Source organism: Limnohabitans simekii (SeqCode), from assembly GCF_965234735.1.
GTDB classification, from domain to species: domain Bacteria; phylum Pseudomonadota; class Gammaproteobacteria; order Burkholderiales; family Burkholderiaceae_C; genus Limnohabitans; species Limnohabitans simekii.
Genome location: NZ_OZ248543.1, coordinates 81713 through 105939, shown reverse-complemented (window position 1 = coordinate 105939; position 24227 = coordinate 81713). Strand labels below are relative to the sequence as shown.

Annotated in this window: 26 protein-coding genes; 17 read left to right on the top strand and 9 right to left on the bottom strand. The window is 56.3% G+C overall.

All coding sequences use genetic code 11. The features are described from left to right. Window position 1: 1 nt before the first annotated feature. On the top strand, window positions 2–748 hold the full coding sequence (locus AC8GFP_RS09355) for a TlyA family RNA methyltransferase (RefSeq protein WP_506612534.1): 747 nt from the start codon (window positions 2–4) through the stop codon (window positions 746–748). Further along, the gene (metF, locus tag AC8GFP_RS09350) at window positions 745–1581 is read left to right on the top strand and encodes a methylenetetrahydrofolate reductase [NAD(P)H] (RefSeq protein ID WP_506612532.1); all 837 of its coding nucleotides are present in this window, start codon (window positions 745–747) and stop codon (window positions 1579–1581) included. Before AC8GFP_RS09355 ends, metF begins: the two co-directional genes overlap by 4 nt. Here metF and AC8GFP_RS09345 read toward each other — a convergent pair. Further along, on the bottom strand, window positions 1578–2474 hold the full coding sequence (locus tag AC8GFP_RS09345) for a 23S rRNA (adenine(2030)-N(6))-methyltransferase RlmJ (protein ID WP_506612530.1): 897 nt from the start codon (window positions 2472–2474) through the stop codon (window positions 1578–1580). The genes metF and AC8GFP_RS09345 overlap by 4 nt on opposite strands. A 176-nt stretch (window positions 2475–2650) precedes the next feature. Here AC8GFP_RS09345 and rplM point away from each other — a divergent pair, with 176 nt between their 5' ends. The 3 genes from rplM to erpA all read left to right on the top strand — a co-directional run bounded on the left by rplM (window position 2651) and on the right by erpA (window position 4001). Continuing rightward, window positions 2651–3079 (top strand): 50S ribosomal protein L13, encoded by a 429-nt coding sequence (rplM, locus tag AC8GFP_RS09340; protein ID WP_506612528.1) that lies wholly within the window; start codon window positions 2651–2653, stop codon window positions 3077–3079. A gap of 11 nt (window positions 3080–3090) precedes the next feature. Further along, window positions 3091–3483: a 30S ribosomal protein S9 gene (rpsI, locus tag AC8GFP_RS09335; protein WP_506612526.1), complete on the top strand. Its 393-nt coding sequence runs from the start codon at window positions 3091–3093 to the stop codon at window positions 3481–3483. Between the two features lie 152 nt (window positions 3484–3635). After that, the gene (gene erpA, locus AC8GFP_RS09330) at window positions 3636–4001 is read left to right on the top strand and encodes an iron-sulfur cluster insertion protein ErpA (protein ID WP_506612524.1); all 366 of its coding nucleotides are present in this window, start codon (window positions 3636–3638) and stop codon (window positions 3999–4001) included. A 63-nt stretch (window positions 4002–4064) separates the two neighbouring features. On the opposite strand, the gene AC8GFP_RS09325 is transcribed toward erpA, so the two are convergent. After that, a complete protein-coding gene (locus AC8GFP_RS09325) occupies window positions 4065–5168 on the bottom strand; it encodes an anhydro-N-acetylmuramic acid kinase (protein WP_506612522.1) in 1104 nt (367 codons plus the stop codon). Window positions 5169–5175: 7 nt separating this feature from the next. Further along, window positions 5176–6507 (bottom strand): M23 family metallopeptidase, encoded by a 1332-nt coding sequence (locus AC8GFP_RS09320; protein WP_506612520.1) that lies wholly within the window; start codon window positions 6505–6507, stop codon window positions 5176–5178. Window positions 6508–6664: 157 nt separating this feature from the next. On the opposite strand from AC8GFP_RS09320, the gene tyrS reads away from it, so the two are divergent. Genes tyrS through dbpA form a run of 3 tightly spaced genes read left to right on the top strand, consistent with a single transcriptional unit; the run spans window position 6665 to window position 10293 of the window. Continuing rightward, window positions 6665–7897 carry a tyrosine--tRNA ligase gene (tyrS, locus tag AC8GFP_RS09315; protein WP_506612518.1) on the top strand — a complete coding sequence of 411 codons (1233 nt, stop codon included), beginning with the start codon at window positions 6665–6667 and terminating at the stop codon, window positions 7895–7897. A 32-nt stretch (window positions 7898–7929) separates the two neighbouring features. After that, window positions 7930–8853 (top strand): cation diffusion facilitator family transporter, encoded by a 924-nt coding sequence (locus AC8GFP_RS09310; RefSeq protein WP_506612516.1) that lies wholly within the window; start codon window positions 7930–7932, stop codon window positions 8851–8853. A 42-nt stretch (window positions 8854–8895) separates the two neighbouring features. Then, entirely contained in the window at window positions 8896–10293 is a 1398-nt protein-coding gene (gene dbpA, locus AC8GFP_RS09305) for an ATP-dependent RNA helicase DbpA (protein ID WP_506612514.1), read from the top strand. Here dbpA and ybeY read toward each other — a convergent pair. Genes ybeY through AC8GFP_RS09290 form a run of 3 tightly spaced genes read right to left on the bottom strand, consistent with a single transcriptional unit; the run spans window position 10284 to window position 12069 of the window. After that, the gene (ybeY, locus tag AC8GFP_RS09300) at window positions 10284–10739 is read right to left on the bottom strand and encodes an rRNA maturation RNase YbeY (protein ID WP_506612960.1); all 456 of its coding nucleotides are present in this window, start codon (window positions 10737–10739) and stop codon (window positions 10284–10286) included. The two genes, dbpA and ybeY, sit on opposite strands and share 10 nt — an antisense overlap. Before the next feature lie 5 nt (window positions 10740–10744). Then, entirely contained in the window at window positions 10745–11683 is a 939-nt protein-coding gene (locus AC8GFP_RS09295) for a PhoH family protein (protein ID WP_506612512.1), read from the bottom strand. Beyond that, complete coding sequence (locus tag AC8GFP_RS09290) at window positions 11680–12069, bottom strand: tautomerase family protein (protein ID WP_506612510.1); 390 nt, start codon at window positions 12067–12069, stop codon at window positions 11680–11682. The genes AC8GFP_RS09295 and AC8GFP_RS09290 overlap by 4 nt, the downstream gene beginning before the upstream one ends. 119 nt (window positions 12070–12188) lie before the next feature. Here AC8GFP_RS09290 and ruvA point away from each other — a divergent pair, with 119 nt between their 5' ends. Next, entirely contained in the window at window positions 12189–12764 is a 576-nt protein-coding gene (gene ruvA, locus AC8GFP_RS09285) for a Holliday junction branch migration protein RuvA (RefSeq protein ID WP_506612508.1), read from the top strand. Further along, window positions 12761–13822, top strand: a complete 1062-nt coding sequence (ruvB, locus tag AC8GFP_RS09280; RefSeq protein ID WP_506612506.1) for a Holliday junction branch migration DNA helicase RuvB — start codon at window positions 12761–12763, stop codon at window positions 13820–13822. Before ruvA ends, ruvB begins: the two co-directional genes overlap by 4 nt. Before the next feature lie 3 nt (window positions 13823–13825). Here ruvB and AC8GFP_RS09275 read toward each other — a convergent pair whose 3' ends face one another. Further along, window positions 13826–14470: a histidine phosphatase family protein gene (locus AC8GFP_RS09275; RefSeq protein ID WP_506612504.1), complete on the bottom strand. Its 645-nt coding sequence runs from the start codon at window positions 14468–14470 to the stop codon at window positions 13826–13828. Between the two features lie 76 nt (window positions 14471–14546). On the opposite strand from AC8GFP_RS09275, the gene AC8GFP_RS09270 reads away from it, so the two are divergent. Genes AC8GFP_RS09270 through AC8GFP_RS09255 form a run of 4 tightly spaced genes read left to right on the top strand, consistent with a single transcriptional unit; the run spans window position 14547 to window position 18249 of the window. After that, window positions 14547–15191 carry a TetR/AcrR family transcriptional regulator gene (locus AC8GFP_RS09270; RefSeq protein ID WP_506612958.1) on the top strand — a complete coding sequence of 215 codons (645 nt, stop codon included), beginning with the start codon at window positions 14547–14549 and terminating at the stop codon, window positions 15189–15191. A gap of 10 nt (window positions 15192–15201) precedes the next feature. Further along, a complete protein-coding gene (locus tag AC8GFP_RS09265) occupies window positions 15202–16998 on the top strand; it encodes an acyl-CoA dehydrogenase C-terminal domain-containing protein (protein ID WP_506612502.1) in 1797 nt (598 codons plus the stop codon). A 38-nt stretch (window positions 16999–17036) separates the two neighbouring features. Next, window positions 17037–17471, top strand: coding sequence for a DUF2147 domain-containing protein (locus AC8GFP_RS09260; RefSeq protein ID WP_506612500.1), 435 nt, complete (start codon window positions 17037–17039; stop codon window positions 17469–17471). Window positions 17472–17487: 16 nt separating this feature from the next. Continuing rightward, window positions 17488–18249 carry an enoyl-CoA hydratase gene (locus AC8GFP_RS09255; RefSeq protein WP_506612498.1) on the top strand — a complete coding sequence of 254 codons (762 nt, stop codon included), beginning with the start codon at window positions 17488–17490 and terminating at the stop codon, window positions 18247–18249. Here the strand turns inward: AC8GFP_RS09255 and AC8GFP_RS09250 are convergent. Then, window positions 18238–18672 carry an acyl-CoA thioesterase gene (locus AC8GFP_RS09250; protein WP_506612496.1) on the bottom strand — a complete coding sequence of 145 codons (435 nt, stop codon included), beginning with the start codon at window positions 18670–18672 and terminating at the stop codon, window positions 18238–18240. The genes AC8GFP_RS09255 and AC8GFP_RS09250 overlap by 12 nt on opposite strands. A gap of 35 nt (window positions 18673–18707) precedes the next feature. Here AC8GFP_RS09250 and AC8GFP_RS09245 point away from each other — a divergent pair, with 35 nt between their 5' ends. Beyond that, window positions 18708–20531 (top strand): ABCB family ABC transporter ATP-binding protein/permease, encoded by a 1824-nt coding sequence (locus AC8GFP_RS09245; RefSeq protein ID WP_506612493.1) that lies wholly within the window; start codon window positions 18708–18710, stop codon window positions 20529–20531. Here the strand turns inward: AC8GFP_RS09245 and AC8GFP_RS09240 are convergent. Further along, window positions 20528–22555 (bottom strand): lytic transglycosylase domain-containing protein, encoded by a 2028-nt coding sequence (locus tag AC8GFP_RS09240; protein ID WP_506612491.1) that lies wholly within the window; start codon window positions 22553–22555, stop codon window positions 20528–20530. The two genes, AC8GFP_RS09245 and AC8GFP_RS09240, sit on opposite strands and share 4 nt — an antisense overlap. A 40-nt stretch (window positions 22556–22595) precedes the next feature. On the opposite strand from AC8GFP_RS09240, the gene AC8GFP_RS09235 reads away from it, so the two are divergent. Then, window positions 22596–23177 carry a 5-formyltetrahydrofolate cyclo-ligase gene (locus AC8GFP_RS09235; protein ID WP_506612490.1) on the top strand — a complete coding sequence of 194 codons (582 nt, stop codon included), beginning with the start codon at window positions 22596–22598 and terminating at the stop codon, window positions 23175–23177. A 63-nt stretch (window positions 23178–23240) separates the two neighbouring features. Next, window positions 23241–24227, top strand: a complete 987-nt coding sequence (locus tag AC8GFP_RS09230; RefSeq protein WP_506612488.1) for an MBL fold metallo-hydrolase — start codon at window positions 23241–23243, stop codon at window positions 24225–24227.

The following is a 24227-nucleotide window of genomic DNA, read 5'->3' as shown; positions in this document are numbered from 1 at the left end:
TGTGCGCGCTGACCAGTTGCTGGTCGAGCGCGGCTTGGCCGCCACGCGCTCGCAAGCGCAGCGTTTGATTGCTGCAGGCGTGCGCTGGCGACTGGGCCAACAAGCGTGGTCCCAGATCGACAAAAACGGTGCCGGGCTGCCTGAAGGCTGTGAACTGCTGTTGCTTGACGATGCCGAAACCCGGTTTGTCTCGCGCGGTGGATTGAAGCTAGAGGGCGCCTTGCAGCAAACAGGTTTGAGCCCGCAAGGCTTGCTCTGTCTTGATGTGGGGCAATCGACGGGCGGCTTCACCGATTGCTTGTTGCAGCACGGAGCGGCGCAGGTTTGGGGGGTGGATGTGGGCCATGGGCAGTTGCATCCCCGCTTGGGCAACGATGCGCGTGTGAAGGTCATCGAGAAGGTGAATGCCCGTGCCATGACACCCGAGCTGTTGGGTGTCCAAGGCTTTGAGTTCATCGTCGCCGACCTGAGTTTCATTTCGCTGACACTGGTATTGCCTGCCATCGCCACCTTGATGAAACCCCAAGCACCAGCGCTGTTGTTGATCAAACCGCAGTTTGAATTGCAGGCGCAAGACCTGGGCAAAGGCGGCGTGGTGAAGAACCCCGCGCTTTACAGCCAAGTGGAACAGCGCTTGCGACAAGCTTGCCAAACTGTGAATTTAGACGTTGTTGCGTGGTTGCCCAGTCCTATCACCGGCGGTGACGGCAACCAAGAATTTTTCATCCATGCCAGGAGGGCAGCATGAAGGACTTGTGTCCCATCAGTTTTGAATTTTTTCCACCGAAAACCCCTGAGGGGGAAGCGAAGTTGAAGCAAGTGCGCCAAGATTTGTACGCGCTCAAGCCGGAATTTTTCAGCGTCACGTATGGCGCAGGCGGTAGCACCCAAGACGGCACCTCGCAGCAAGTGCAGGCCATCCTGAACGATGGTTTTGATGCCGCACCGCATTTTTCGTGCATTGGGGCCACACGTGACAGCGTGCGTGCCCAATTGGCCGATTTCAAAGCAGCGGGTATCAAACGCATGGTGGCGCTGCGCGGTGACTTGCCCAGCGGCCACGGCACCTTCGGCGAGTTTCGCTATGCCAGCGAGTTGGTCGCCTTTATCCGTGAAGAAACCGGTGACCATTTCCACATCGAAGTGGGCTGCTACCCGGAAGTGCATCCGCAGGCCAAGTCGCCTGATGCGGATGTGCAAGCCTTTGTGACCAAGGTGAAAGCCGGTGCCACCTCCGCCATCACCCAGTATTTCTTCAACAGCGACGCTTACTTTCGCTTTGTCGACGAAGCCCACAAACATGGCGCAGACATCCCCGTGGTGCCCGGCATCATGCCCATCATCAGCTCCACCCAACTCATGCGTTTTTCAGATGCCTGTGGGGCAGAAATCCCGCGATGGATTCGCTTGCGCTTGCAAAGTTTTGGGGATGACTCGGCGTCGATCAAAGCTTTTGGCTTGGATGTGGTCACTGATTTGTGCGACCAATTGCGCTTGGGCGGCGCACCTGGATTGCACTTCTACACGATGAACCAATCTGCAGCAGTCACGGCTTTGTGCAAGGCCTTGTCGTTGGCCTAGCCCTGGGTCAGTTCGAAGCCCGCCACCTTGTCTTGTCCCATCAACTGCACCATTTGAGGCAAAGCCTCTTTCAATTGGTCGTGCAAGGTAAAGGGCGGGTTGATCACCACCACGCCACTTTCCACCAGACCTAATCGCTTCAAGGGATCACCGGTCACGGCCTCTGTACGCGCCCCAGACTTGATGCGCAAAGTGGCGTGCAACCAAGGTTTGTCGGCTTGCTTGGCCAGATTGATCAAATGCCTTGGCAGGCTGTGCGCTTGCGGTCGAGGGATGATGGGGTACCACACCACAAAAGTACCGGTGGCAAAACGTTGGATGCCCATGGACACGGTGACCGCCACGCGCTCGTAGTCGAGTTTGATTTCATAGCTGGGGTCGATGAACACCACACCACGACGCGTGGGCGGGGGCAAAAACTTGGGCAAGCCATTAAAGCCGTCTTCATGCAACACCGCCACTTGCCTGCCGACCCGCAATTCATCCACATTGGTTTGCAAGGTGCGGATGTCGGTGGGGTGCATCTCGAACAATTTCAGCTTGTCTTGTTCGCGTAGCAAATGCTGGGCGATGAAGGGCGAGCCCGGGTAGTTCAGCAAGCCGCCCTTGGGATTGAAGTGGTCCAACACAGCCCGGTAAGCCTGCAAAGCCGGGGCCATCGGACCGGCCAGTTTGGATTTGTTGCGCATTAACGCCAACAAGCCCTCTTGGGCTTCGCCACTTTGCTGTGCATCCGGACCGTCCAAGCGGTACAAACCGGGCCCTGAATGGGTGTCCAACGCCGTGAAACCCACCTCTTTGAGTGCTAAATGATGCATAACGGCAATCAAAACCGTGTGTTTGAGGACATCGGCATGGTTGCCGGCGTGAAAGGCATGGCGGTAACTGAACATGCCCCCATGGTAACCGCCAGGGCTTGTGGACAGGAAAAGGGGTGGAAATGCCATAGAATGGCGGGCTTCGCAGCGAACAAGGTCCCGCGGCGAGGAATTCACCCCCACCTAAGAGGTTCTCATCAGAAGAACGCCGACCGTGGAAAAGGACCCCACAACCCACTCTAGGAAAACACATGTCCACCTTCAGCGCAAAACCCGCTGACGTGACGCATGAGTGGTTTGTGATTGACGCCACCGACAAGGTGCTCGGACGGATTGCCAGCGAAGCAGCCCTCCGTTTACGCGGCAAGCACAAAGCCATTTATACGCCTCACGTCGATACCGGCGACTACATCGTCGTCATCAATGCATCCAAAATCCGTGTCACGGGCAACAAAGCCTTGGACAAGATGTACCACCGCCATTCTGGCTACCCCGGTGGCATCTCCAGTATCAACTTCCGCGACATGCAAGCCAAGCACCCTGGCCGTGCGCTGGAAAAAGCGGTCAAAGGCATGCTGCCCAAAGGTCCTTTGGGTTTCGCCATGATCAAAAAGCTCAAGGTGTACGGCGGTGCCGAGCATCCCCATACGGCCCAACAGCCTAAAACGCTGGACATCTAAGGAGCTATGAAATGATTGGTGATTGGAACAATGGCACCGGCCGTCGCAAATCCAGCGTCGCCCGCGTGTTTCTCAAAAAAGGCTCAGGCCACATCAAGATCAATGGCAAAGACATCGCCGAGTACTTCGGTCGTCAAACCTCCATCATGATCACCAAACAACCGTTGTTGCTGACCCAGCACGGCGAGTCGTTTGACATCCAAATCAACGTGCAAGGCGGTGGTGAATCTGGCCAAGCGGGCGCTGCCCGCCACGGCATCACCCGCGCTTTGATTGATTACGACGCATCCCTCAAACCCGTGCTGTCCGCAGCCGGTTTTGTCACCCGCGATGCGCGTGAAGTGGAACGTAAAAAGGTCGGTTTGCACGGTGCTCGTCGCCGCAAGCAGTTCAGCAAACGCTGATCTTTGGGGGCCCTTGGGGCCTCCTCAAGCCGCTGGTGGCCTGGCCCCGGCGGCTTTTTTCTTGGGGTTTGTATAACCTTGCTGCGGAAATTGTTGACTGAAATACGTTACTATTCACTTCATCTGATGAATCACCTGTTTTGGAGCTCGCCATGAGTGCATTAGCCGAATCCCTGCCCACCGCCATGCCCGAACCGATTGTTTTCACCGACAGTGCTGCCGCCAAAGTGGCTGACCTGATCGCTGAAGAAGGCAATCCCGACTTGAAACTGCGCGTGTTTGTGCAAGGCGGCGGTTGCTCTGGCTTTCAATACGGCTTCACGTTCGACGAAATCACCAACGAAGACGACACCACCATGACCAAAAATGGCGTGTCCTTGCTGGTTGATGCCATGAGCTACCAATACCTGTTGGGCGCTGAAATTGACTATAAAGAAGACCTGCAAGGCGCTCAGTTCGTCATCAAGAACCCCAACGCCACCTCCACCTGCGGTTGCGGTTCATCTTTCTCTGCATGAGTGTTTAGAGCGCAACAAAAAAAGGGCCGCTTCGCGGCCTTTTTTCATGGGGCTTGCCAACCCTCATGCTGGATAGATGGCACCCAGTACCCGAGGACCGCGAGCACCCGTCACGGCAGGCAGATTGCCGGGAAGGTTCAAGAGGGTTTGCCGCGCCAACCATGCGAAGGCCGCAGCCTCCACTTGCAAAGGCGGCAAACCGTGGGCTTCGGTAGACGCCACGTCCACCTCAGGCAAGGCTTGGCTGAGCAAGGACATCAGGTGTTGGTTGTAAGCGCCGCCGCCACACACCAGCAAACGTTTGGCTGTGGGTGCATAGCGAAGAACATCTTTTGCACACGTCTGCACAGTGAGCGCCGCCAAGGTGGCTTGCACATCTGCTGCCGACAATGCAGGCACGGCACTCAAATGCGCTTGCAACCAGTCTGCATGGAACAGATCTCGGCCCGTGCTTTTGGGAGGAGGCGCATTAAAGAACGGGTCGTTCATGAAGCGGGTCAACAAGGCTTGGGACACGCTGCCAGAAGCCGCCCATTGACCGAGGTGGTCGTAACCTTGTCCCAGATGCTGATGGCACCACAGGTCCATCAGCACATTGCCTGGCCCGCAGTCAAAGCCCAGAACCTTGTCAGGTTGCAAGATGCTGATGTTGCTCATGCCCCCGATGTTGAGCACCGCAACGGTTTCTTCGGCATGTCCAAAAACAGCTTGGTGAAAAGCTGGCACCAAGGGCGCACCTTGGCCACCTGCGGCCACGTCCCGAGAGCGGAAATCGGCCACCACGCTGATGCCAGTTTGCTCGGCCAGCAACGCCGGGTTGTTCAATTGCAAGGTGTAGCCCACGCCATCGTGCATTTGAGGCTGGTGCCGCACAGTTTGGCCATGGGCGCCAATAGCGGCAATCGCTTGTGCTGGGTGATTGGTTGTACGCAGCAGGCTGTGAACCGCTTGCGAATAAAGCGCCACCAAGGCATTGGCTGACAACGCGGCCAAATGCAATTCATGGGGTCCTGTTTGGTTCAGCTGCAAGAAATGTTCACGCAGTGTTTGGGGCATGGGCACCGCCACATGGGCCAAACAATGAAAGCCTTCAGCGGTATCCACCAGCACCGCATCGACACCATCTAAGGATGTGCCGGACATCACGCCAATGAACAGCGTGGACATGGAAGGATCAGGGTGGGGTGTTGGCAAAGGCGACAGCCGAAGCGCTCAGCTGTTGTGCTACTTCTTTGGCTTGGAGGTTGAAACGCTCACGCGCATGAGCTGGCACAGGAATGGTTTCGCTTTGCTTTGCCAGCAGCAAGGGGTCTTGGTGGCGACCATTGACACGGAATTCAAAATGCAAATGCGGACCCGTGGCCCAGCCGGTAGCGCCAACCAAGCCAATGACTTGCCCTTGGTTGACACGCTGGCCACGCTTGACCAACACTTTGCTGAGGTGGGCATAGACCGTGCTGTGACCATTGTTGTGCTTGATCACGATGGCATTGCCATAGCCGCCCATGTTGCCCGCGCTCTCCACCACGCCGAGACCCACATTGCGCACAGGGGTCCCTTTGGCTGCGGCGTAGTCCACGCCCAAATGGGCTCGCCACTCTTGCAAGATCGGGTGAAAGCGCATTTTGAAACCACTGCTCACGCGAGAAAAAGCCAAAGGAGAAGCCAGATAGACGCGGCGCAAACTTTGGCCGTCCAAGTTGTAATAGCCGCCTTGTTTATCCGCTGCCTCTTGAAACCACATGGCTTGGTAGCTCTTGCCTTTGTTGACAAATTCTGCACTCAGGACACGACCTGATTTCAAAATTTCGCCATCGGCTTCTAAACTTTCGTAGCTGACAGTGAAGCGATCACCTTTGCGCAATGCGCGATGAAAATCGATATCGCCACTGAAAATTTCTGCCAATTGAACAGCAATGCTGTCAGGGATGCGGGCGTCATCGGTGGCAGCAAACAATGAGCTCTGTATCAGCCCACCAGACAAACGCACAGATGATTTAAGTGGGCCAGTGTCACGAAAAGCGCTGTAGCCGGCGTCGGTCTTTTCGATCACCAAGCGCTCAAAGCTGGTATTGCTGTCTGTGGTCCAACGAACGGTCAGTTTGAGCAAGTGGTTGTCACCATCAGACTCGGCATTGAGCAAACGACCGGCACGACCGAGCAGGTTGTCACGCACCAAGGGATTGCTACGCAAGAAATCAGCTGCAGCCTTGTCTACCACACCAAGTCGCATGAGCAAACTGTCAGCCGTGTCATTCGAGCGGGACGCATCAGACCGGTACAGGCGCATGCCATTGCTGGTCAGGCTCTGAATTTGACTGTCTGTAGAGAGTGTGGAGACTGCTTCAACCAATTGTTGAATCTGCACCGGTTGTTCAAAACGGCTCAGACCCGCCACAGCGAAAGCGCCACCTGCGCCAAGCATCAATACCGCACCAATGCGCCATACCCATGCGCGGGCATTTGGCAGGTTCTCGGTTGATTCTGAAGGGGCCAGTTGTTGCAATTCAGTCGTCCAAAAAAGCGAGATGACAAGCGCTGCACAAGGCATGGCGCTTTAGAATGAAAGGCTCTTGGGTTGGTAGACCCCCTAAAGGCTTCATCCAACACTTGGGGGGTGCAGTATACAGTGCAATCCTGCTCCTCCAAAATCGAAAAGACTTATGAATCAAGCACCTGAAACACAAACCTCATTGTCTTCGCATATTCAGCACGCCTTGAGCGTGTCGCGCCGGGGTTGTGAAGAATTGCTGCCCCAAGACGAATGGGTGAAAAAACTGGTGCGTTCAGAAGCCACGGGCCAGCCTTTGCGCATCAAATTGGGCTTGGACCCGACCGCGCCAGACATCCACATTGGCCACACCGTGGTGCTGAACAAAATGCGCCAGTTGCAGGACTTGGGCCATCAAGTCATCTTTTTGATCGGCGACTTCACCTCCATGATTGGCGACCCTTCTGGGCGCAACAGCACCCGCCCACCCTTGACGGCAGAGCAAATCAAGGCCAACGCCGACACTTATTACAAGCAAGCCAGCATGGTGTTGGACCCGGCCAAAACCGAGATTCGTTACAACAGTGAATGGAGCGACCCGCTGGGGGCGCGCGGCATGATTCAGCTGGCAGCCAAGTACAACGTGGCCCGCATGATGGAACGTGACGACTTTCACAAACGCTTTCACAGTGGCCAATCGATCAGCGTGCACGAGTTTTTATACCCCTTGATGCAAGGCTATGACAGCGTGGCGCTGAAGAGCGATTTGGAGTTGGGCGGCACCGACCAAAAATTCAACTTGCTCATGGGGCGCCATTTGCAGCAGGAGTACGGCCAAGAACCGCAATGCATCTTGACCATGCCTTTGCTCGAAGGCTTGGACGGCGTGGACAAAATGTCCAAAAGCAAAAACAACTACATCGCCATCACCGAAGAAGCCAACACCATGTTTGCCAAGGTGCTGTCCATCAGCGACACCCTGATGTGGCGTTGGTTCACTTTGCTGAGTTTCCAAAGCTTGGAAGCCATTGCCGCATTGAAGGCGGAGGTCGACGGTGGGCGCAATCCGCGCGACGCCAAAGTGATGCTGGCCAAAGAAATCACCACCCGTTTTCACAATGCAGCACTGGCCGAAGCCGCCGAGCAAGATTTTGTGAACCGCAGCAAAGGCGGTATTCCCGATGTGATTCCCGATGTGCACATCGGTGGCGCACCGCTGGGCATTGCCGCCTTGTTGAAAGCGGCGGGTTTGGCACCCTCTACCAGCGAAGCCAATCGCTTGATCGAAGGAGGTGGTGTGCGCATTGAAGGCAGCGTGGTCAGCGACAAAGCGCTGAAGCTCGATGCTGGTGTGCACGTGGTGCAAGTGGGCAAACGCAAATTCGCCCGCGTGCACTTGAGTTGACACGCTGCGTGTTCCACCGAGAACCCCTGGCCATGAACTTGTTCACCAAGATGTCCCCGAAAACCCTGCTGTGGGCCTCGGTGGTCGTGGCCATCATCACCATCGTGATGAAAACCATGGCGTGGTACATCACCGATTCTGTGGGGCTGTTGTCGGACGCGATGGAGTCGTTTGTGAATTTGGCCAGCGCTATTTTTGCGTTGGTCATGGTCACGGTGGCGCAACAGCCGGCTGATGAAGAACACCCTTACGGGCATCACAAGGCGGAGTATTTTTCATCAGGCTTTGAAGGCATTCTCATCGTAGGTGCTGCCATCGCCATCATCTGGGCCTCGGCTCACCGCTTGTTCGACCCCCAGCCTGTGGCGTCGCTGGGTTGGGGCTTGGCTTTGTCGGTGGCCAGTTCAGCGCTGAATGGTTTGCTGGCCTGGGTGATGTTTGGCGCGGCCAAGGTGCATCGCTCCATCGCCTTGGAAGCTGATGCCCGGCATTTGGTCACCGATGTCTGGACCTCGGGTGGCGTGGTCATCGGCCTGACCTTGGTCTATTTCACGGGCTGGTTGTGGCTCGATGCCCTGGTCGCCATGGGTGTTGCCTTGAATATTTTGAAAGAAGGGGTGCGGCTGATTTGGCGTTCCTCACAAGGCCTGATGGACGAGGCCGTCGAGCCCGAGGTCTTGGGTCAAATCAGAGAAGTGCTGGATGGTTTCGAGCACATGCGGGGTGAGGTGCACATCATTCGTTTCGACCATGTGGTGTCGCGCCGCGCTGGGCAACGTCGGTTTGTGGACATGCACATGCACATGCCGTCAAGCTGGTCCTTGGGCCGCGCGGCCGCATTGCGCACCAGCGTCGAGCAGGCCCTCATGAGTGCGGTACCGGGCTTGCGTGCTTCCATCCAACTCTTGCCCAATGACGTGGAAGCGCATTTTGACGATGTGCGGGATTTGAAATAGAACATTTCCCCTTGCTTAAAAAGCATGGGTTGATAATCCAACATGTCCTCCTCTTTTAAAACGCTTTCTCTTTCCCCCGAAACCCTCAGCAACCTGGATCAACTCGGTTACACCGAGATGACCGCGATTCAAGCCGCGAGTTTGCCGCTGGCGCTGGCAGGCCAAGATTTGATTGCCCAAGCCAGCACAGGCAGCGGCAAAACCGCCGCATTTGGCTTGCCACTGGTTGAAAAACTCACCGCCAATTTCCATGCGGTGCAAGGCTTGGTGATGTGCCCCACACGCGAGTTGGCCGACCAAGTCACCACGGAAATTCGCCGCCTGGCCAGAGCCACAGCCAACATCAAAGTGGTCACCTTGTGCGGTGGCGTGGCTTTGCGCGGACAAGAGCAAAGCCTGCAACACGGGGCGCATGTGGTGGTGGGCACGCCGGGTCGCATCCTCGACCACTTGACGCGCGGCAACCTGCGCTTGGATTCCGTCAAAACCTTGGTGCTGGATGAAGCCGACCGCATGCTCGACATGGGCTTCTTCGACGACATGAAGCAACTGATTCAGCAGTGCCCGCCCAAGCGACAAACCCTGTTGTTCTCGGCCACCTACCCCGAAGGCATTGCCAAGATCGCGTTGCAGTTCATGCGCGAACCGCAAACCGTGAAAGTGCAAACCGTGCACCAGCCCGACAAAATCCGGCAGGTGTTTTACGAGGTGCGCGAAGACGAACGATTGCATGCGGTGTCTTTGTTGCTGAACCATTTCCGACCCGAATCCACGCTGGCGTTTTGCAATACCAAGCAGCAATGCCGCGAACTGCTGGCCGTGTTGCAAGCCCAAGGCTTTGATGCGTTGGCGTTGTACGGCGAATTGGATCAGCGCGAGCGCGACCAAGTGTTGGTGCAGTTTGCCAATCGTTCATGCTCGGTGTTGGTGGCCACCGATGTGGCCGCGCGTGGCCTGGACATCAGTCAACTCAACGCGGTCATCAATGTGGATGTGACCCCCGACGCTGAAATTCACATTCATCGCATTGGCCGCACCGGTCGCGCTGATGCCCAAGGCTTGGCGCTCACCTTGGCCAGTTTGGACGAGATGGGCGCGGTGGGTCGCATCGAAGTGTTGCAATCTCAAACCTCCCAATGGGCATCTTTGGACACCTTGTCACCGGCCTCAGATGAGCCGCTGCAAGCCCCGATGCGCACCTTGCAAATTGTGGGTGGACGCAAAGAAAAAATCCGTCCAGGCGATGTGTTGGGGGCCATGACCGGTGAAGCGGGCTTCAACGCAGATCAAATTGGCAAGATCAATGTGAATGAGTTTTCCACCTACGTGGCGGTGGACCGCGCCATTGCCGCCACGGCGGTTGAGCGTTTGGCCAAAGGCCGCATCAAGGGCAAGAGTGTGCGGGTGCGCTTGTTAGACGACGAGGCGGATCAACGGTAGGGATTGGCAAAGCCCAAGCCTGCCAAGATGTCAACCTCACGCGCTTCCATGGCTTGGGCATCTTTCAACGACGTCTCATGGTCCCAACCTTGGGCATGCAAACAACCATGCACCAGCAAATGCGCGTAATGCGCTGCCAAGGTCTTGCCTTGTTCTTTGGCTTCTTTGGCAATCACCGGCGCACACAACACCAGATCGGCCATCACCAAGGGCGCTTGGGCATAGTCAAAGGTCAGCACATTGGTGGCGTATTTTTTCTTCCGATAACTGCTGTTCAGGGCCAGTCCTTCGTCTTCGCCCACGATGCGCACCGTGATTTCAGCGTCATGCGCCAAAGCATGGCGCAGGTAGCGGCGCACCGCATGTCTTGGCAACGCGGCGCGGTGTCTGGCGGTGTAGGGGATGTCGGCAAATTGCAGCGACAACTGAAGCTGGGGCAAGGCCACGCGCATCAACCTGCTTTGCGCTGCTTGTCGTAAGCATCGACGATGCGAGCCACCAGCGGATGGCGCACCACGTCTTTGCTGGTGAAGTGGGTGATGGCAATGCCCGGCACACGGCGCAGCACCCGCTCGGCGTCCACCAAACCGCTTGGGGCACCTTTGGGCAAATCGATTTGGCTCACGTCGCCTGTGATGACCGCTTTGGCACCAAAGCCAATGCGGGTGAGGAACATCTTCATTTGCTCGGGTGTGGTGTTTTGCGCTTCATCCAAGATGATGAAGGCGTTGTTCAAGGTGCGGCCACGCATGAAGGCCAGCGGTGCAATTTCCAAGGCACTGCGCTCGAAGGCTTTTTGCACCTTGTCAAAGCCCATCAATTCATACAGCGCGTCATACAGTGGACGCAAATACGGGTCGACTTTTTGACCCAAGTCACCTGGCAGAAACCCAAGTTTTTCACCCGCTTCCACCGCAGGCCGTGTCAGGATGATGCGTTGCACCGCGCTGCGCTCCAAAGCATCTACCGCACTGGCGACTGCCAAATAGGTTTTACCGGTGCCTGCCGGGCCAATGCCAAATGTGATGTCGTGCTGCGCAATATTGTCCAAGTAGACGCCTTGGGTAGGCGTGCGGGCACGCACATCGTTGCGCCGCGTGGCCAAGCTCAAGCTGCCATCGCCTTGTGCGGCCATGTGTTCGTCACCCGCCAGCATCAACTGCACTTGTTCTTTGGGAATCGGTTTGGCCGCACGCTCATACATGGCTTGCAGCATTTCCAAGGCGCGTTCAGCCTTGGCTTTGTGGCCATCGATTTTGAATTTTTCGTGGCTGTGCGCGATCTTGACCTCCAGGGCCAGTTCGATGGTGCGCAGGTGTTCATCCAAGGGACCACACAGGTGGCCCAAACGCGTGTTGTTGGCGGGGGAGAAGCTGTGGCGCAGGATCAAGCGGTGGGCCCGTATTGCATCTCGCCGTTGCCAAAGGACCAGTTTTCTTTGGCCACTTCCACCAGACTGATGAACACATCTTGCTGGCGCATCTGGAGTTCTTTGGACACATCGTCGGCGATGCGGCGGTAGAACGCCTTCTTCAATTCGATGCTTCTGCCAGCATTCAAGGTGACCTGGATGAAGACGATGTGCTCGCTGTATTCAATGCCCAAGTAACTGTGGGCCACGTTCAACTCGCTGCCATCATGGGTGGTGATGATTTGGAATTTGTCGTCAGCGGGCACGTTGATGACTTCAATCATGGCGCGGTAAACAATCTCACCCACGGCCTTGCCAAATCCGGCGGGGTGGTTTTTTCCATGGTCGATGCGAACAAGAGGCATGCGCTACTTTCGAGGGGGTGATCAAAGTGAGCGCAAAGCATAACGCAAGCCCTGTTCGCCTCAGCGCAAGCGCTGGCTGATGAGGCCTGATAATCCACTCGAACAACTTCATCAACATCATGATTGGCAAACTCAGCGGCATCCTCAGCGAAAAGAACCCACCCCAGGTGTTGGTGGATTGCCAAGGCGTGGGTTATGAAGTGGACGTGCCGATGAGCACCTTCTACAACCTGCCTGCGGTGGGCGCCCCCGTCAGCTTGCTCACACACTTTGTGGTGCGCGAAGACGCGCAAATTTTGTACGGCTTTGCCAGCGCCGAAGAACGCACCGCTTTTCGACAGCTGATCAAAATCTCTGGTGTGGGTCCGCGCATGGCGTTGGGTGTGCTCAGCGGTCTGAGTGTGGCCGAGTTGGCCCAAGCCATCACGCTGCAAGAGGCTGGGCGCTTGGTGAAGATTCCGGGCATTGGCAAAAAAACCGCAGAACGGTTGCTGCTGGAACTCAAAGGCAAGATGGGCAGCGATTTGGGCTTGAGCCCTGCGGCGCACATCCACAGTGCCCAAAACGACATTCTGCAAGCCCTCATGACCTTGGGTTACTCGGACAAAGAAGCCTCGGCCGCTTTCAAACAACTGCCAACTGACATTGGTGTGAGTGATGGCATCAAGCAAGCCTTGAAAGCCTTGGCCACATGAGCATTCAAACCGATGATTTCGCACCCGCACCGCGCGTGGTGTCTGCCGCCCCGGTCAGCCCGAAAGAAGAGGCCATCGAACGCGCCTTGCGCCCCAAGCTGCTGCAAGAGTACGTGGGCCAGACCAAGGTGCGTGAACAGCTTGAAATCTTCATTGGTGCGGCCCGCAATCGCCAAGAAGCCCTGGACCATGTGCTCTTGTTTGGCCCACCAGGCTTGGGCAAGACCACCTTGAGCCACATCATTGCCCAAGAGTTGGGCGTGAACCTGCGGCAAACCAGCGGCCCGGTGTTGGAAAAACCCAAGGACTTGGCCGCACTGCTGACCAATTTGGAAAAAAACGATGTCTTGTTCATTGACGAGATTCACCGTTTGTCGCCAGTGGTGGAAGAGATCTTGTACCCCGCCTTAGAGGACTACCAAATCGACATCATGATTGGCGAAGGGCCCGCGGCACGCAGCATCAAGCTCGACTTACAGCCCTTCACCTTGGTCGGTGCCACCACCCGTGCGGGCATGCTGACCAACCCGTTGCGCGATCGCTTTGGCATCGTCGCGCGTTTGGAGTTTTATTCACCGCAAGAGTTGTTGCGCATCGTCATGCGCAGTGGCGGTTTGCTCAAAGCGCAGTTGGATGAAGAGGGTGCGTTTGAAATTGCCCGACGTTCACGCGGCACACCGCGCATTGCCAACCGTTTGTTGCGCCGGGTGCGCGACTACGCCGAGGTGAAAGCCGATGGCCAGATCAGCAAAGCCGTGGCCGATGCCGCTTTGGCCATGCTGGATGTGGATCCACAAGGCTTTGACCTGATGGACCGCAAATTGCTGGAGGCGGTGATTCACCGTTTCGATGGCGGACCTGTGGGCTTGGACAACATCGCCGCCAGCATTGGCGAAGAGCGCGACACCATCGAAGACGTGATCGAACCGTTTTTGATTCAACAAGGCTTTTTGCAACGCACCCCGCGTGGTCGCATTGCCACGTTGGCGGCCTATCGGCATTTGGGTGTGGCACCGCCCGCCAGCGGCGTAGGTTTGTTTGACGCCGAAGGCGCTTGAGGGTCAAGCGCTGTTTTCTTCGCGGGCTTCGTTGCTGTCCAGGTGGCGCTCATCGGCCCAGCCCACCAAATGCAAACCCTCGGGCGTCCACAGCAAACGGTTGATGGCGGTGTTGCGCAAACCCCAGGTGCGGGGCGCTTGCAGCGTTTGACCCGTGGCCAATCGGTACAAGATGTCCAGCACGCCGCCATGGGTCACCCACACGATGTGCTGACCCACGTGTTGCGACGCAATATCTTTGGCCAAACTTGAAATGCGTTGGTGCAGCATCACCAAACTCTCACCGCCGCCTTGCGGCGTCCAATCGGGCTCACGCTTGCGCCACCGTGAAGCGTCTTCGGGATGCTGGGCTTCAATCTCTGCCCAAGTTTGTCCTTGAAACTGCCCCAAATGGCGTTCACGCAAACCGGGCAAGGCGGTCACATTCAGTTGGTGTGTCGCGGCGATGGCTTGGGCGGTGCTGAAGGCGCGGGACAAGTCGCTGGCGTAGACCGCATCAATGTCTTCGGATGCCAACGCCTTGGCCAGTTGCTGGGCTTGCCACTGGCCTTCCTCGTTCAAACCGATGTCGGTGTGGCCTTGAATGCGGGTGTCCACATTCCAAGTGGTTTCTCCATGGCGAATCGCCAAAATGCGGGTGGATGTCATGCCCAAAGTTTAGGGGAGCCCAAAATCGTGCAAAATAGCACGGTCGTTCTTTTTTGGGTATCCTGTGAGTTCCAACATCCACCCTGTTTCAGAAGCCGATGGCCATGCGCCCAGGCAACGCGGCGTGCACAAAGGCCAGCAAACCAAGTCGGCCATTGTGGACGCGGCGTTGGGCTTGGCCACCCAAATTGGCTTGGAGGGCTTGAGCATTGGCGCCTTGGCCGAGGTCATGCAAATGAGCAAGTCGGGCGTCTTCGCGCATTTTGGTTCGCGCGAAGAGTTGCAAATCTCGGTGATTCGTGAATACCACCAGCGCTTTGAGCTGGAGGTGTTCGAGCCTGCTTTGCAACACCCGCGTGGCCTGCCACGTTTGCGCAGTTTGTTCCATCACTGGATGCAAAGAACCAGCGCAGAAATCGACTCGGGATGTTTGTACATCAGCGGCGCAGCGGAATTTGACGACCGTCCCGGCCCCGTGCGGGATGCCTTGGCCAGTTCCGTCAAAACCTGGTTGGCCGCTGTTCACCGTGCCGTGGTCCAGTCCCGCGACGAGCAGCATTTGGCCAAAGAAACCGATGCCGCCCAAATGTGTTTTGAAATCCACGGCCTGATTTTGGCCTTGCATTACGAAGCCCGTTTTTTGAAATCCACCAAAAGTCTTCAACGCACCTTGCAAGGGTTCGAGCAGTTGCTCTTGCGCAATGGCGCATCTCTCCTATAGGAATATCACCATGGCCATTTACACCCCACCCCTGCGCGACATGCAGTTCATCATGAACGAGGTCTTGCATGTGCCCGACACCTTGAAAGCCTTGCCAGCCCATGCCGACATGGACGCCGACACGATTGCCGCCGTGTTGGAAGAGGGCGGCAAATTTGCCGCTGAAGTGCTGCTGCCCTTGAACGCGATTGGCGACCAGCAAGGTTGCCAGCTGAATCAAAGCACCCATGAGGTCAAAACACCCGATGGCTTCAAGCAGGCCTATGCACAGTTTGTGGCGGGCGGTTGGACGGCCTTGAGTTGCGACCCCGCCTATGGTGGTCAAGGTTTGCCCTTGGTGGTGAACCAATGTTTTTATGAAATGCTCAACAGCGCCAATCAAGCCTGGACCATGTACCCGGGCCTGACCCATGGTGCTTATGAATGCTTGCATGCGCATGGCTCAGAAGCGCAAAAACAAATGTATTTGCCCAAGATCACCAGCGGCCAATGGACCGGCACCATGTGCCTGACCGAAGCGCATTGCGGCACCGACCTGGGCTTGTTGCGCACCAAGGCAGAGCCACAAGCCGACGGCAGTTTCAAAATTTCTGGTGCCAAAATTTTCATCAGCGCGGGCGAACACGACCTGGCTGAAAACATCATCCACTTGGTGTTGGCCCGTTTGCCCGACGCGCCCGCAGGCAGCAAAGGCATCAGCTTGTTTGTCGTGCCCAAGTTCATGGTGAACGCCGATGGCAGCTTGGGGGCCCGCAATGGCATCCATTGCGGCGGCTTGGAACACAAGATGGGCATCCACGGCAACGCCACCTGCCAAATGATTTTGGAAGACGCCGTGGGCACCATGGTGGGTCAACCCAACAAAGGTTTGGCCGCCATGTTTGTGATGATGAATGCAGCCCGCATTGGCGTGGGCATGCAGTCCTTGGGCCTGACCGAAGTGGCCTACCAAAATGCCCTGGCCTATGCCAAAGAGCGGATTCAATCACGCAGTTTGTCAGGCGTGAAAAGCCCTGACAAAGCCGCCGACAGCATCTTGGTACACCCGGATGTGCGCAAGATGCTGCTGACCGCCAAGGCCTACGCCGAAGGCGGTCGGGCACTGAGTTTGTACTGTGCCTTGCTGATTGACCAAGAACTCAACCATCCCGATGAACAAGTACGCAAAGACGCCGCTGAAATGGTGGCCTTGCTCACGCCCATCGTGAAGGCCTTCATCACCGACAACGCCTGGACCGCCACCTCCGCTTGTTTGCAGGTCTTGGGTGGGCATGGATTTATTCGCGAATGGGGCATGGAGCAGTATGTGCGCGATGCCCGCATCAACATGATTTATGAGGGCACCAACACCATCCAAAGCTTGGACTTGTTGGGACGCAAAGTCTTGGGCAACCAAGGGGCCAGCTTGAAAAAATTTGGCAAGCTGATCGCCGAGTTGGCCGCTGCCGAAGCAGACAACGAAGACATGGCCCCCTTCTTGCAACCCTTGACCAAATTGGGCAGCCAGATGACCGCGTTCACCGGTGAAATTGGCATGAAAGCCATGAGCAATGCCGATGAAGTGGGCGCTGCTGCTGTGGATTACCTGCGGGTGGCAGGGCATTTGGTTTTCGGTTATTTTTGGGCCCGCATGGCGCAAGTGGCTTTGCAAAAAATCGCCCAAGGGCAAAAAGATCAGTATTACAAATCCAAGGTGCAAACCGCACGCTTTTACTTCGCCAAGTTGTTCCCTGAAACCGCATCGCTGATGCAAACCGCACGTGCGGGCAGTGAGGTCTTGATGGACACTGCCGACGTGTTTTCTTGAAACATTTCTCACACATTCCAACCAAACGGAGACTCGACATGAAAAAAACAATCACTGCCAGCCTGCTGTTGCTCAGCTTGCAAGCCTTTGCCCAAATGACCCCCGTGGGCACTTGGCACACGATTGACGATGAAACCAAAAAACCCAAGGGTGAAGTCACCATCACCGACACCAATGGGGTGTTGACTGGCGTGGTCGGCAAATCCTTGGTGGATGACCCCAAAGCCAAAACCATTTGCGACTTGTGCAAAGACGATCGCAAAGACCAAGCCATCGTGGGCATGGAGTTCATTCGTGGTGTCAAACAAGAAGGCAGCAAACCCGTTTGGGGCGGCGGCGGCAAAATCCTCGACCCGGGCAACGGCAAGATTTACACCGTCGAAATGGAGCCTATCGAAGGCGGCAAAAAAATGAAGGTGCGCGGTTACATTGGTCCCCTCTACCGCACCCAAGTTTGGTTGCGTGTGCAGTAATCAAAGGAAAACACGCATGACTGGCATTCTTCAAAACCAAGAAAGCGGCGTCCTCACCCTGACCCTGAACCGGGTGGACAAAAAGAATTCGCTCAATGCCAGCATGTATGCCGCGTTGGCTGATGCCCTGCAGATGGCGACCGACAACTCTGAGGTGAAAGTGGTGCTGGTGCAAGGCCACGAAACCGTGTTCAGCGCTGGCAACGACATCGCAGATTTTTTACAGCAACCGCCCGCCACCGAAGCCTCTGAGGTGTTTCGCTTTCTCAAAGCCATCGCGGTCTTTCCCAAACCCTTGTTGGCCTCGGTGTGTGGACCTGCGGTGGGTGTGGGCACCACCATGTTGTTCCATTGCGACTTGGTGTATGCGGGTGACAACGCCGCGTTTTCCATGCCCTTTGTGAATTTGGGCTTGTGCCCCGAAGCAGGCTCCAGCTTGCTCGCGCCGCAACTCATGGGCTACCAACGCGCTGCCGAAGCCTTGTTGTTGGGCGAGCCTTTTTTGGTGGAGGCTGCGCTCGAAATGGGTTTGATCAGCAGGGTGTTGCCGCCCACTGAAGTCAATGCGTATGCACAACTGCAGGCCCGCAAAATGGCCACCAAACCTTTGTCGTCGCTGATGGAAACCAAGCGCTTGATGAAATCAGCGCAAACACCGGCAGTGCTGGCACGGATTCAAGAAGAGGCGGTTGCATTTGGCCGCATGCTCAAAGAGCCAGCGGCGATTGAAGCGTTCAGTGCGTTCTTGGGCAAACGCAAACCCGTGTCAAGCAGCTGAGCCTTTGCGCTCAATGGTTTTGGGTTGGCCGTTGTCGTCAATCGCCACATAGGTGATGTTGGCCTGGGTCACCTTCAAGTAGCTGCCTTGTTGCCTGATGCGTTCGGCAAACACTTCCACCGTGACCGTGATGGACGTGTTGCCTATGCGGGCGATGCGGCTGAAAAAACTCAGGATGTCGCCCACCTTGACCGGTTGCTTGAAGACAAACTCATTGACCGCCACGGTGGCGATGCGGCCTTGCACATAACGGGCGGGCAACACGGCACCGGCCAAGTCCACCTGCGCCATGACCCAGCCACCAAAAATATCGCCGTTTGCGTTGCAGTCGGCGGGCATGGGAATCACTTTGAGCACCAATTCCGCATCGGTGGGCAAGGTGGTTGTGGATGTTCTGGAGTCGGCGGATTGGGTCACAGGCACAATGGATGTTGTTGAAGTCAACTCTATTGTGCGTCATGCGTCATCCCGGCTCCAGTTATCCCCGCATTCCTTCCAGCACGGTCACGCTCGCGCAGGATACAGATTGGCATACGCTCAAGCGCTTGTTTCCCTATTTGTGGGAATACAAATGGCGGGTGATGGCGGCGCTGACCTTCATGGTCGGAGCCAAGGTGGCCAACGTCGGTGTTCCTCTGCTGTTGAAAGAACTGATCGACAACATGACGCCACAACCCACGGTGGCGCAGGCTGTGTTGGTCGTGCCTATCGCTTTGTTGGTGGCTTATGGTTTGCTGCGTTTGTCGGTGTCGGCCTTCACTGAATTAAGGGAATTGGTGTTTGCCGAAGCCACCCAAGGTGCGGCCAAGCGCATCGCTTTGGAAACCTTTGAGCATTTGCATCGACTCAGTTTGCGCTTTCACCTCGAGCGGCAAACCGGCGGCATGAGCCGGGACATCGAGCGCGGTGTGCGTGGCATTGAATCTTTGATTGCCTATTCGCTCTACAGCATCGTCCCCACTCTGATTGAAGTGGTGTTGGTCCTCACCATCTTGGGTTTGAAATTTGACAAGTGGTACGCCATCATCACCCTCATTGCCCTGGCGGCCTATATCTATTTCACGGTCACCATCACCGAGTGGCGCACCCAATTTCGCAAGCAAGTCAATGAATTTGATTCGAACGCACACAGCCGCGCCATCGACTCCTTGTTGAACTATGAAACCGTGAAGTATTTTGGCAATGAAGCCTTTGAGGCCAAGCGCTACGACGACAACTTGGACAAGTTGCGCAAAGCGCGTATCAAGGCACAAAACTCCTTGAGTGCTTTGAACATAGGCCAGCAACTCATCATTGCTGTGGCCTTGGTGGGCATGCTGTGGCGTGCCACCCAAGGCGTGGTCGATGGGCGCATGACCTTGGGGGACTTGGTGATGATCAATGCCTTCATGATCCAGCTCTATATTCCATTGAATTTCTTGGGTGTGATTTACCGCGAAATCAAACAAAGCCTGACCGATTTAGAGCGCATGTTTGAGTTGCTTGAAAAGCAACGTGAAGTGGCCGACCTGCCCTCTGCCCAAGCACTTCAACTGACACAACCCCCCGAGGTGCGGTTTGAGAATGTGTTTTTTGCCTACGAACCAGACCGCCCCATCTTGCACGGCATCAGCTTGACAATTCCTGCGGGCAAAACAGTGGCGGTGGTGGGCCCGTCGGGTTCCGGTAAATCGACATTGGCCCGCTTGCTGTTTCGTTTTTACGATGCGCAAGATGGCAGCATTCGCATCGACGGTCAAGACATCAAGCAACTGACCCAAGACAGTGTGCGCCGTGCCATTGGCATCGTGCCGCAAGACACGGTCTTGTTCAATGACACGGTTTACTACAACATCGCCTATGGACAAACCGCTGCCTCCAAAGAACAGGTGGAAGAGGCGGCCAAGTCGGCTCGGATTCACGATTTCATTGCCTCCACACCGCAAGGCTACGAGACCATGGTGGGCGAGCGGGGCTTGAAGTTGTCGGGCGGCGAGAAGCAGCGTGTGGCGATTGCCCGCACCTTGTTGAAGAACCCATCCATCTTGATTTTTGACGAAGCCACCTCAGCGTTGGACAGCACCAACGAGCGTGCTATTCAAGCCGAGTTGCGTGACGCTGCCCACAACAAAACCACCTTGGTGATTGCCCACCGTTTGTCCACCGTGGTCGACGCCCATGAAATCATCGTGCTCGACCAAGGCCATGTGATCGAGCGCGGCACCCATGCACAACTGCTGGCGGCCCAAGGGCGCTATGCCCACATGTGGTCTTTGCAGCAAAGCCAAGACGAAAGTCCTTAGGGCAAGTCGGGGTCACCCGCGAGCTCACTGCTTTCAATCGGACCCACTTTGCCCAAGCGGGCTTTCAAAGACTGCGGCTCACCTGACAGGATGGCCGCATACAAGGTGGTATTGGCCAAGACCTTTTTCACATAGTCGCGGGTTTCGGTGAAGGGCACACACTCGGCCCAAATGGCACCTTCAAGCACCGGACCATTGCGCCATCTGCGCGAGCGACTGGGGCCAGCGTTGTAAGCGGCAGCGGCCAGGGGCATGGAGCCTTGGAAGCTATCCAGCACCAACTTCAAATAAGTCGTGCCGATGGCGATATTGGTATCGCGATGGTTCAATTGCTCGGTCTGAAAATTCTTCAAGCCGATTTTTTTAGCGGTCCATTTGGCGGTGGCAGGCATGATTTGCATCAAACCCGAGGCACCCACACTGGAGCGTGCATCCAAAATAAAGCGGCTTTCTTGGCGAATCAGGCCATACACATAGGCAGGGTCGAGCTGTATGTTTTTACTGCGAGCCATCACCTCTTCTTTGAAGGGCATGGGAAAGCGGTGCGTCATCTCTGGCAGGGCGGTGCGTTCGCTGGTGTTGATGCAGCGGTCCCACACTTGCTCGTCACAAGCCCATTGAGCCGCTGCGAGTTTTTCGCGGTCGCTCATGCGCCCCTTTTGACCTTGACCATCCACCAGGGACGTACCGTAGTTCCATTCCTTCACACCGTCTTGGCGCAAGCCGATGCGAATAGCGTAGAGACCGCGCTGTAGGCTTGGATTTGCTTTCGCGGCATTCAACTCCAGCACTGTGACTGGGGTTGGGCGCAGTGGCAAACTGACTTTGCGACCCAATTCTTCTTCGGCCAGTTGCTCGTAAAAACCTTGGTAGCCTGCAATGCTTTGCAAGGCCGTTTGGGCCTGTGCCTTGGCTGCTGCGCTGGGGTTGGCTTGCGCCAAGGTGGCGCGGGCATGCCAATACACCCAAGCGGCTTCTTTTTGAGCTGTGGCGCTCATGGCTTCAATGGCAGACGCCACCATCGTCCATTGCGGTTTGTTGGCAGCACGCAAAGCGGCACGCACTTTCCAAGCCAACATGTCATCTGTCAAGCCACTGCCCGAGCCGGCTTTGGCAAAGTGCTCAGCCGCATCGCTGTCGAGTTTCATCGCTGATTGCCGTCCAATCACCCCCCAAACCCATTGCTTTTGTTCTTTGGTCAGCGTGTTGCTGGCCTTGCCTTGCATTTGACGAACCGCCACTTCATGGTCGTTGTCCGCCAATTTGACCAGGGCCAAAGTCATCCATTCGGGCGACTCTTTGCCCATGGTGTGGCCCCGACCGGCCAAGAACTTGGCGGGGTTGTTCATCAACTCGTCCAGTGGCGACAGGCTTTTGCCAGAGACCATGCGCAGGGCGTCGCGGGCGGCTGACTTGCGGTTGAACTCCACCATCAATCGCGCTTTGCGCCAAATGTCTTGCGCACTGACTTTGTTGGCCAACAACAACTGCTCCATGGCGTAGGTGCAACCATCGTCGGCTTGACGTTGTGCGAGCCAGGTTTTGCGGATTTGCTCTTCCAGTGCCACAGTGCCGACAAACTTCTTTTGGCTGGCTTCCAACCAATCGGCGTAACACTCAACCTCTTTGTCATCGTGCATGCGGTAGAGCGCATATTCACGTTCAAACTGCGTCCATTCTTCGCGTTGCCCCAACACCAACAACCAATCATTGCGCAATCGGTCTTCTTGGTAAGTGCCGCTGTATCGGTTCAGGAACTCTTTCACCTCAGCGTCTGAGGCGTCACCCAAACGCACCCTGAGTTCCCAATAAGCGGCCCAAGGTTCTAAGACATGACCACGCGCTTGCGGCAGCAATTGGCTGAGTTTTTTGCGGTCGTTTTTTTGGAAAGCATTGGCCATGTCCAGCAACACGGCATCGGCTTTGTCAGTGTTGGCAGAGGAGGCTGTGGTTGCGGCCTGGGCCCCGATAACGCTGCATAAAAGCCATGCAACCAAGCTGCGACGGGTTAGAAAGGTGACCATGACACAATCGAGAGACTCCACAGATGAGACCTATTCTCCCATGGACAAAAAAGCCCTTCGACAAGAATTGATTCAAGCAAGGCTGGATTTGCCTGATCGGTTAGAGCGGGCCGAAGCTTTGCAACGTCTGTTGCGCATTTGGTTGTTTGACCGCAAAGACACCGTCATTGGCGCCTACTGGCCGATCAAAAGCGAGTTCGACCCATTGCCCGCTTTGCACCGCTGGAAAGAAGATGGCGAGTTGCTGGATGACACGGTGCTGCGCCGCATTGGTTTGCCGGTGGTGGACAAACTCACCAAGACCTTGAATTTCCATGCGTGGTATCCGGGCTGCGACATGGAAGAAGACGCCTACAACATCCCCAAACCCAAAGACACCGAAGTGGTGGTGCCCACGCTGTTGTTTGTGCCTTGTGTCGGCTATGGGCCAGGCGGCTACCGCTTGGGCTATGGCGGCGGTTTTTACGACCGCACCCTGGCGGGTTTGCAACCCCGGCCCTACACCGTGGGTTTGGGTTTCACCTCGGGGTTCTTGCCCGACTTCTTGCCCGAAAAACACGATGTGCCCTTGGATGCCTTGCTGAATGAAAACGGGGTGGTGTGGCCCACAGCAGGCTATTGAGCCAGGCGCAGGCTTGATTGCTTATGATGACCCGGTTCTTCATCACAGCCACCAAGGGTCACCATGTCACAAGCCAAGTCCTTCGCCAGTCAAAACGACCTGAGCGATAAAAACATCAGCTTCACCCAACTCAGCCCCCACTGCTGGGCTTACACGGCTGAAGGCGACCCCAACTCGGGCGTGATCATTGGCGATAAATTCATTTTGGTGAGTGACGCCACGGCCACGCCCTTGATGGCACAAGACTTGATTGCCAAGATCCGCAGCGTGAGTGACAAGCCGATCAAATACGTGTTGCTCACCCACTACCACGCGGTGCGGGTGTTGGGGGCCAGCGCCTACTTTGCCGAAGGTGCCACCGAAATCATCGCCAGCAAAGGCACCTACGACCTGATCGTCGAGCGTGGTGCCGAAGACATGCAAAGCGAGATGGACCGTTTCCCGCGCTTGTTCAGAGGTGCCGACAGCGTGCCGGGCCTCACTTGGCCGACCATGGTCATTGGTGACGGCCAACCGGGTCGTCAAGGCAGTTTGTCCATCGATTTAGGCGGCGTCAAAGTCGAGATTTGGCACCCAGGTGCTGGCCACACCAGTGGCGACACCATCGCGTGGGTGGAGGCTGAAAAAGTGTTGTTCAGCGGTGACTTGGTGGAATACCAAGCCGGTGTGTACACCGGAGACGCGCACTTGGCCCAGTGGCCCGCCACCTTGGAAGCCTTGCGGGCCTTGAACGCCCAGGCCATCGTGCCGGGACGCGGCGAAGCCATGCAAGGCCATGCCGATGTGAACAAAGCCTTGGACTACACCAAGCTGTGGGTGGAAACCTTGTTCAAGTGCGGCCAAGAAGCAGTGGCGAATAAGATGGATTTGAAAGCCGCCATGGCCCACACGCGCCAATACATGGACCCGGTGTTTGGCCAAGTCTTCATTTATGAACACTGCTTGCCGTTTGATGTGAGCCGCGCCTACGACGAAGCCCAAGGCATCCGCAATCCGCGCATCTGGACGGCGCAGCGCGACAAAGAAATGTGGGCCTCGTTGCAGTCTTGA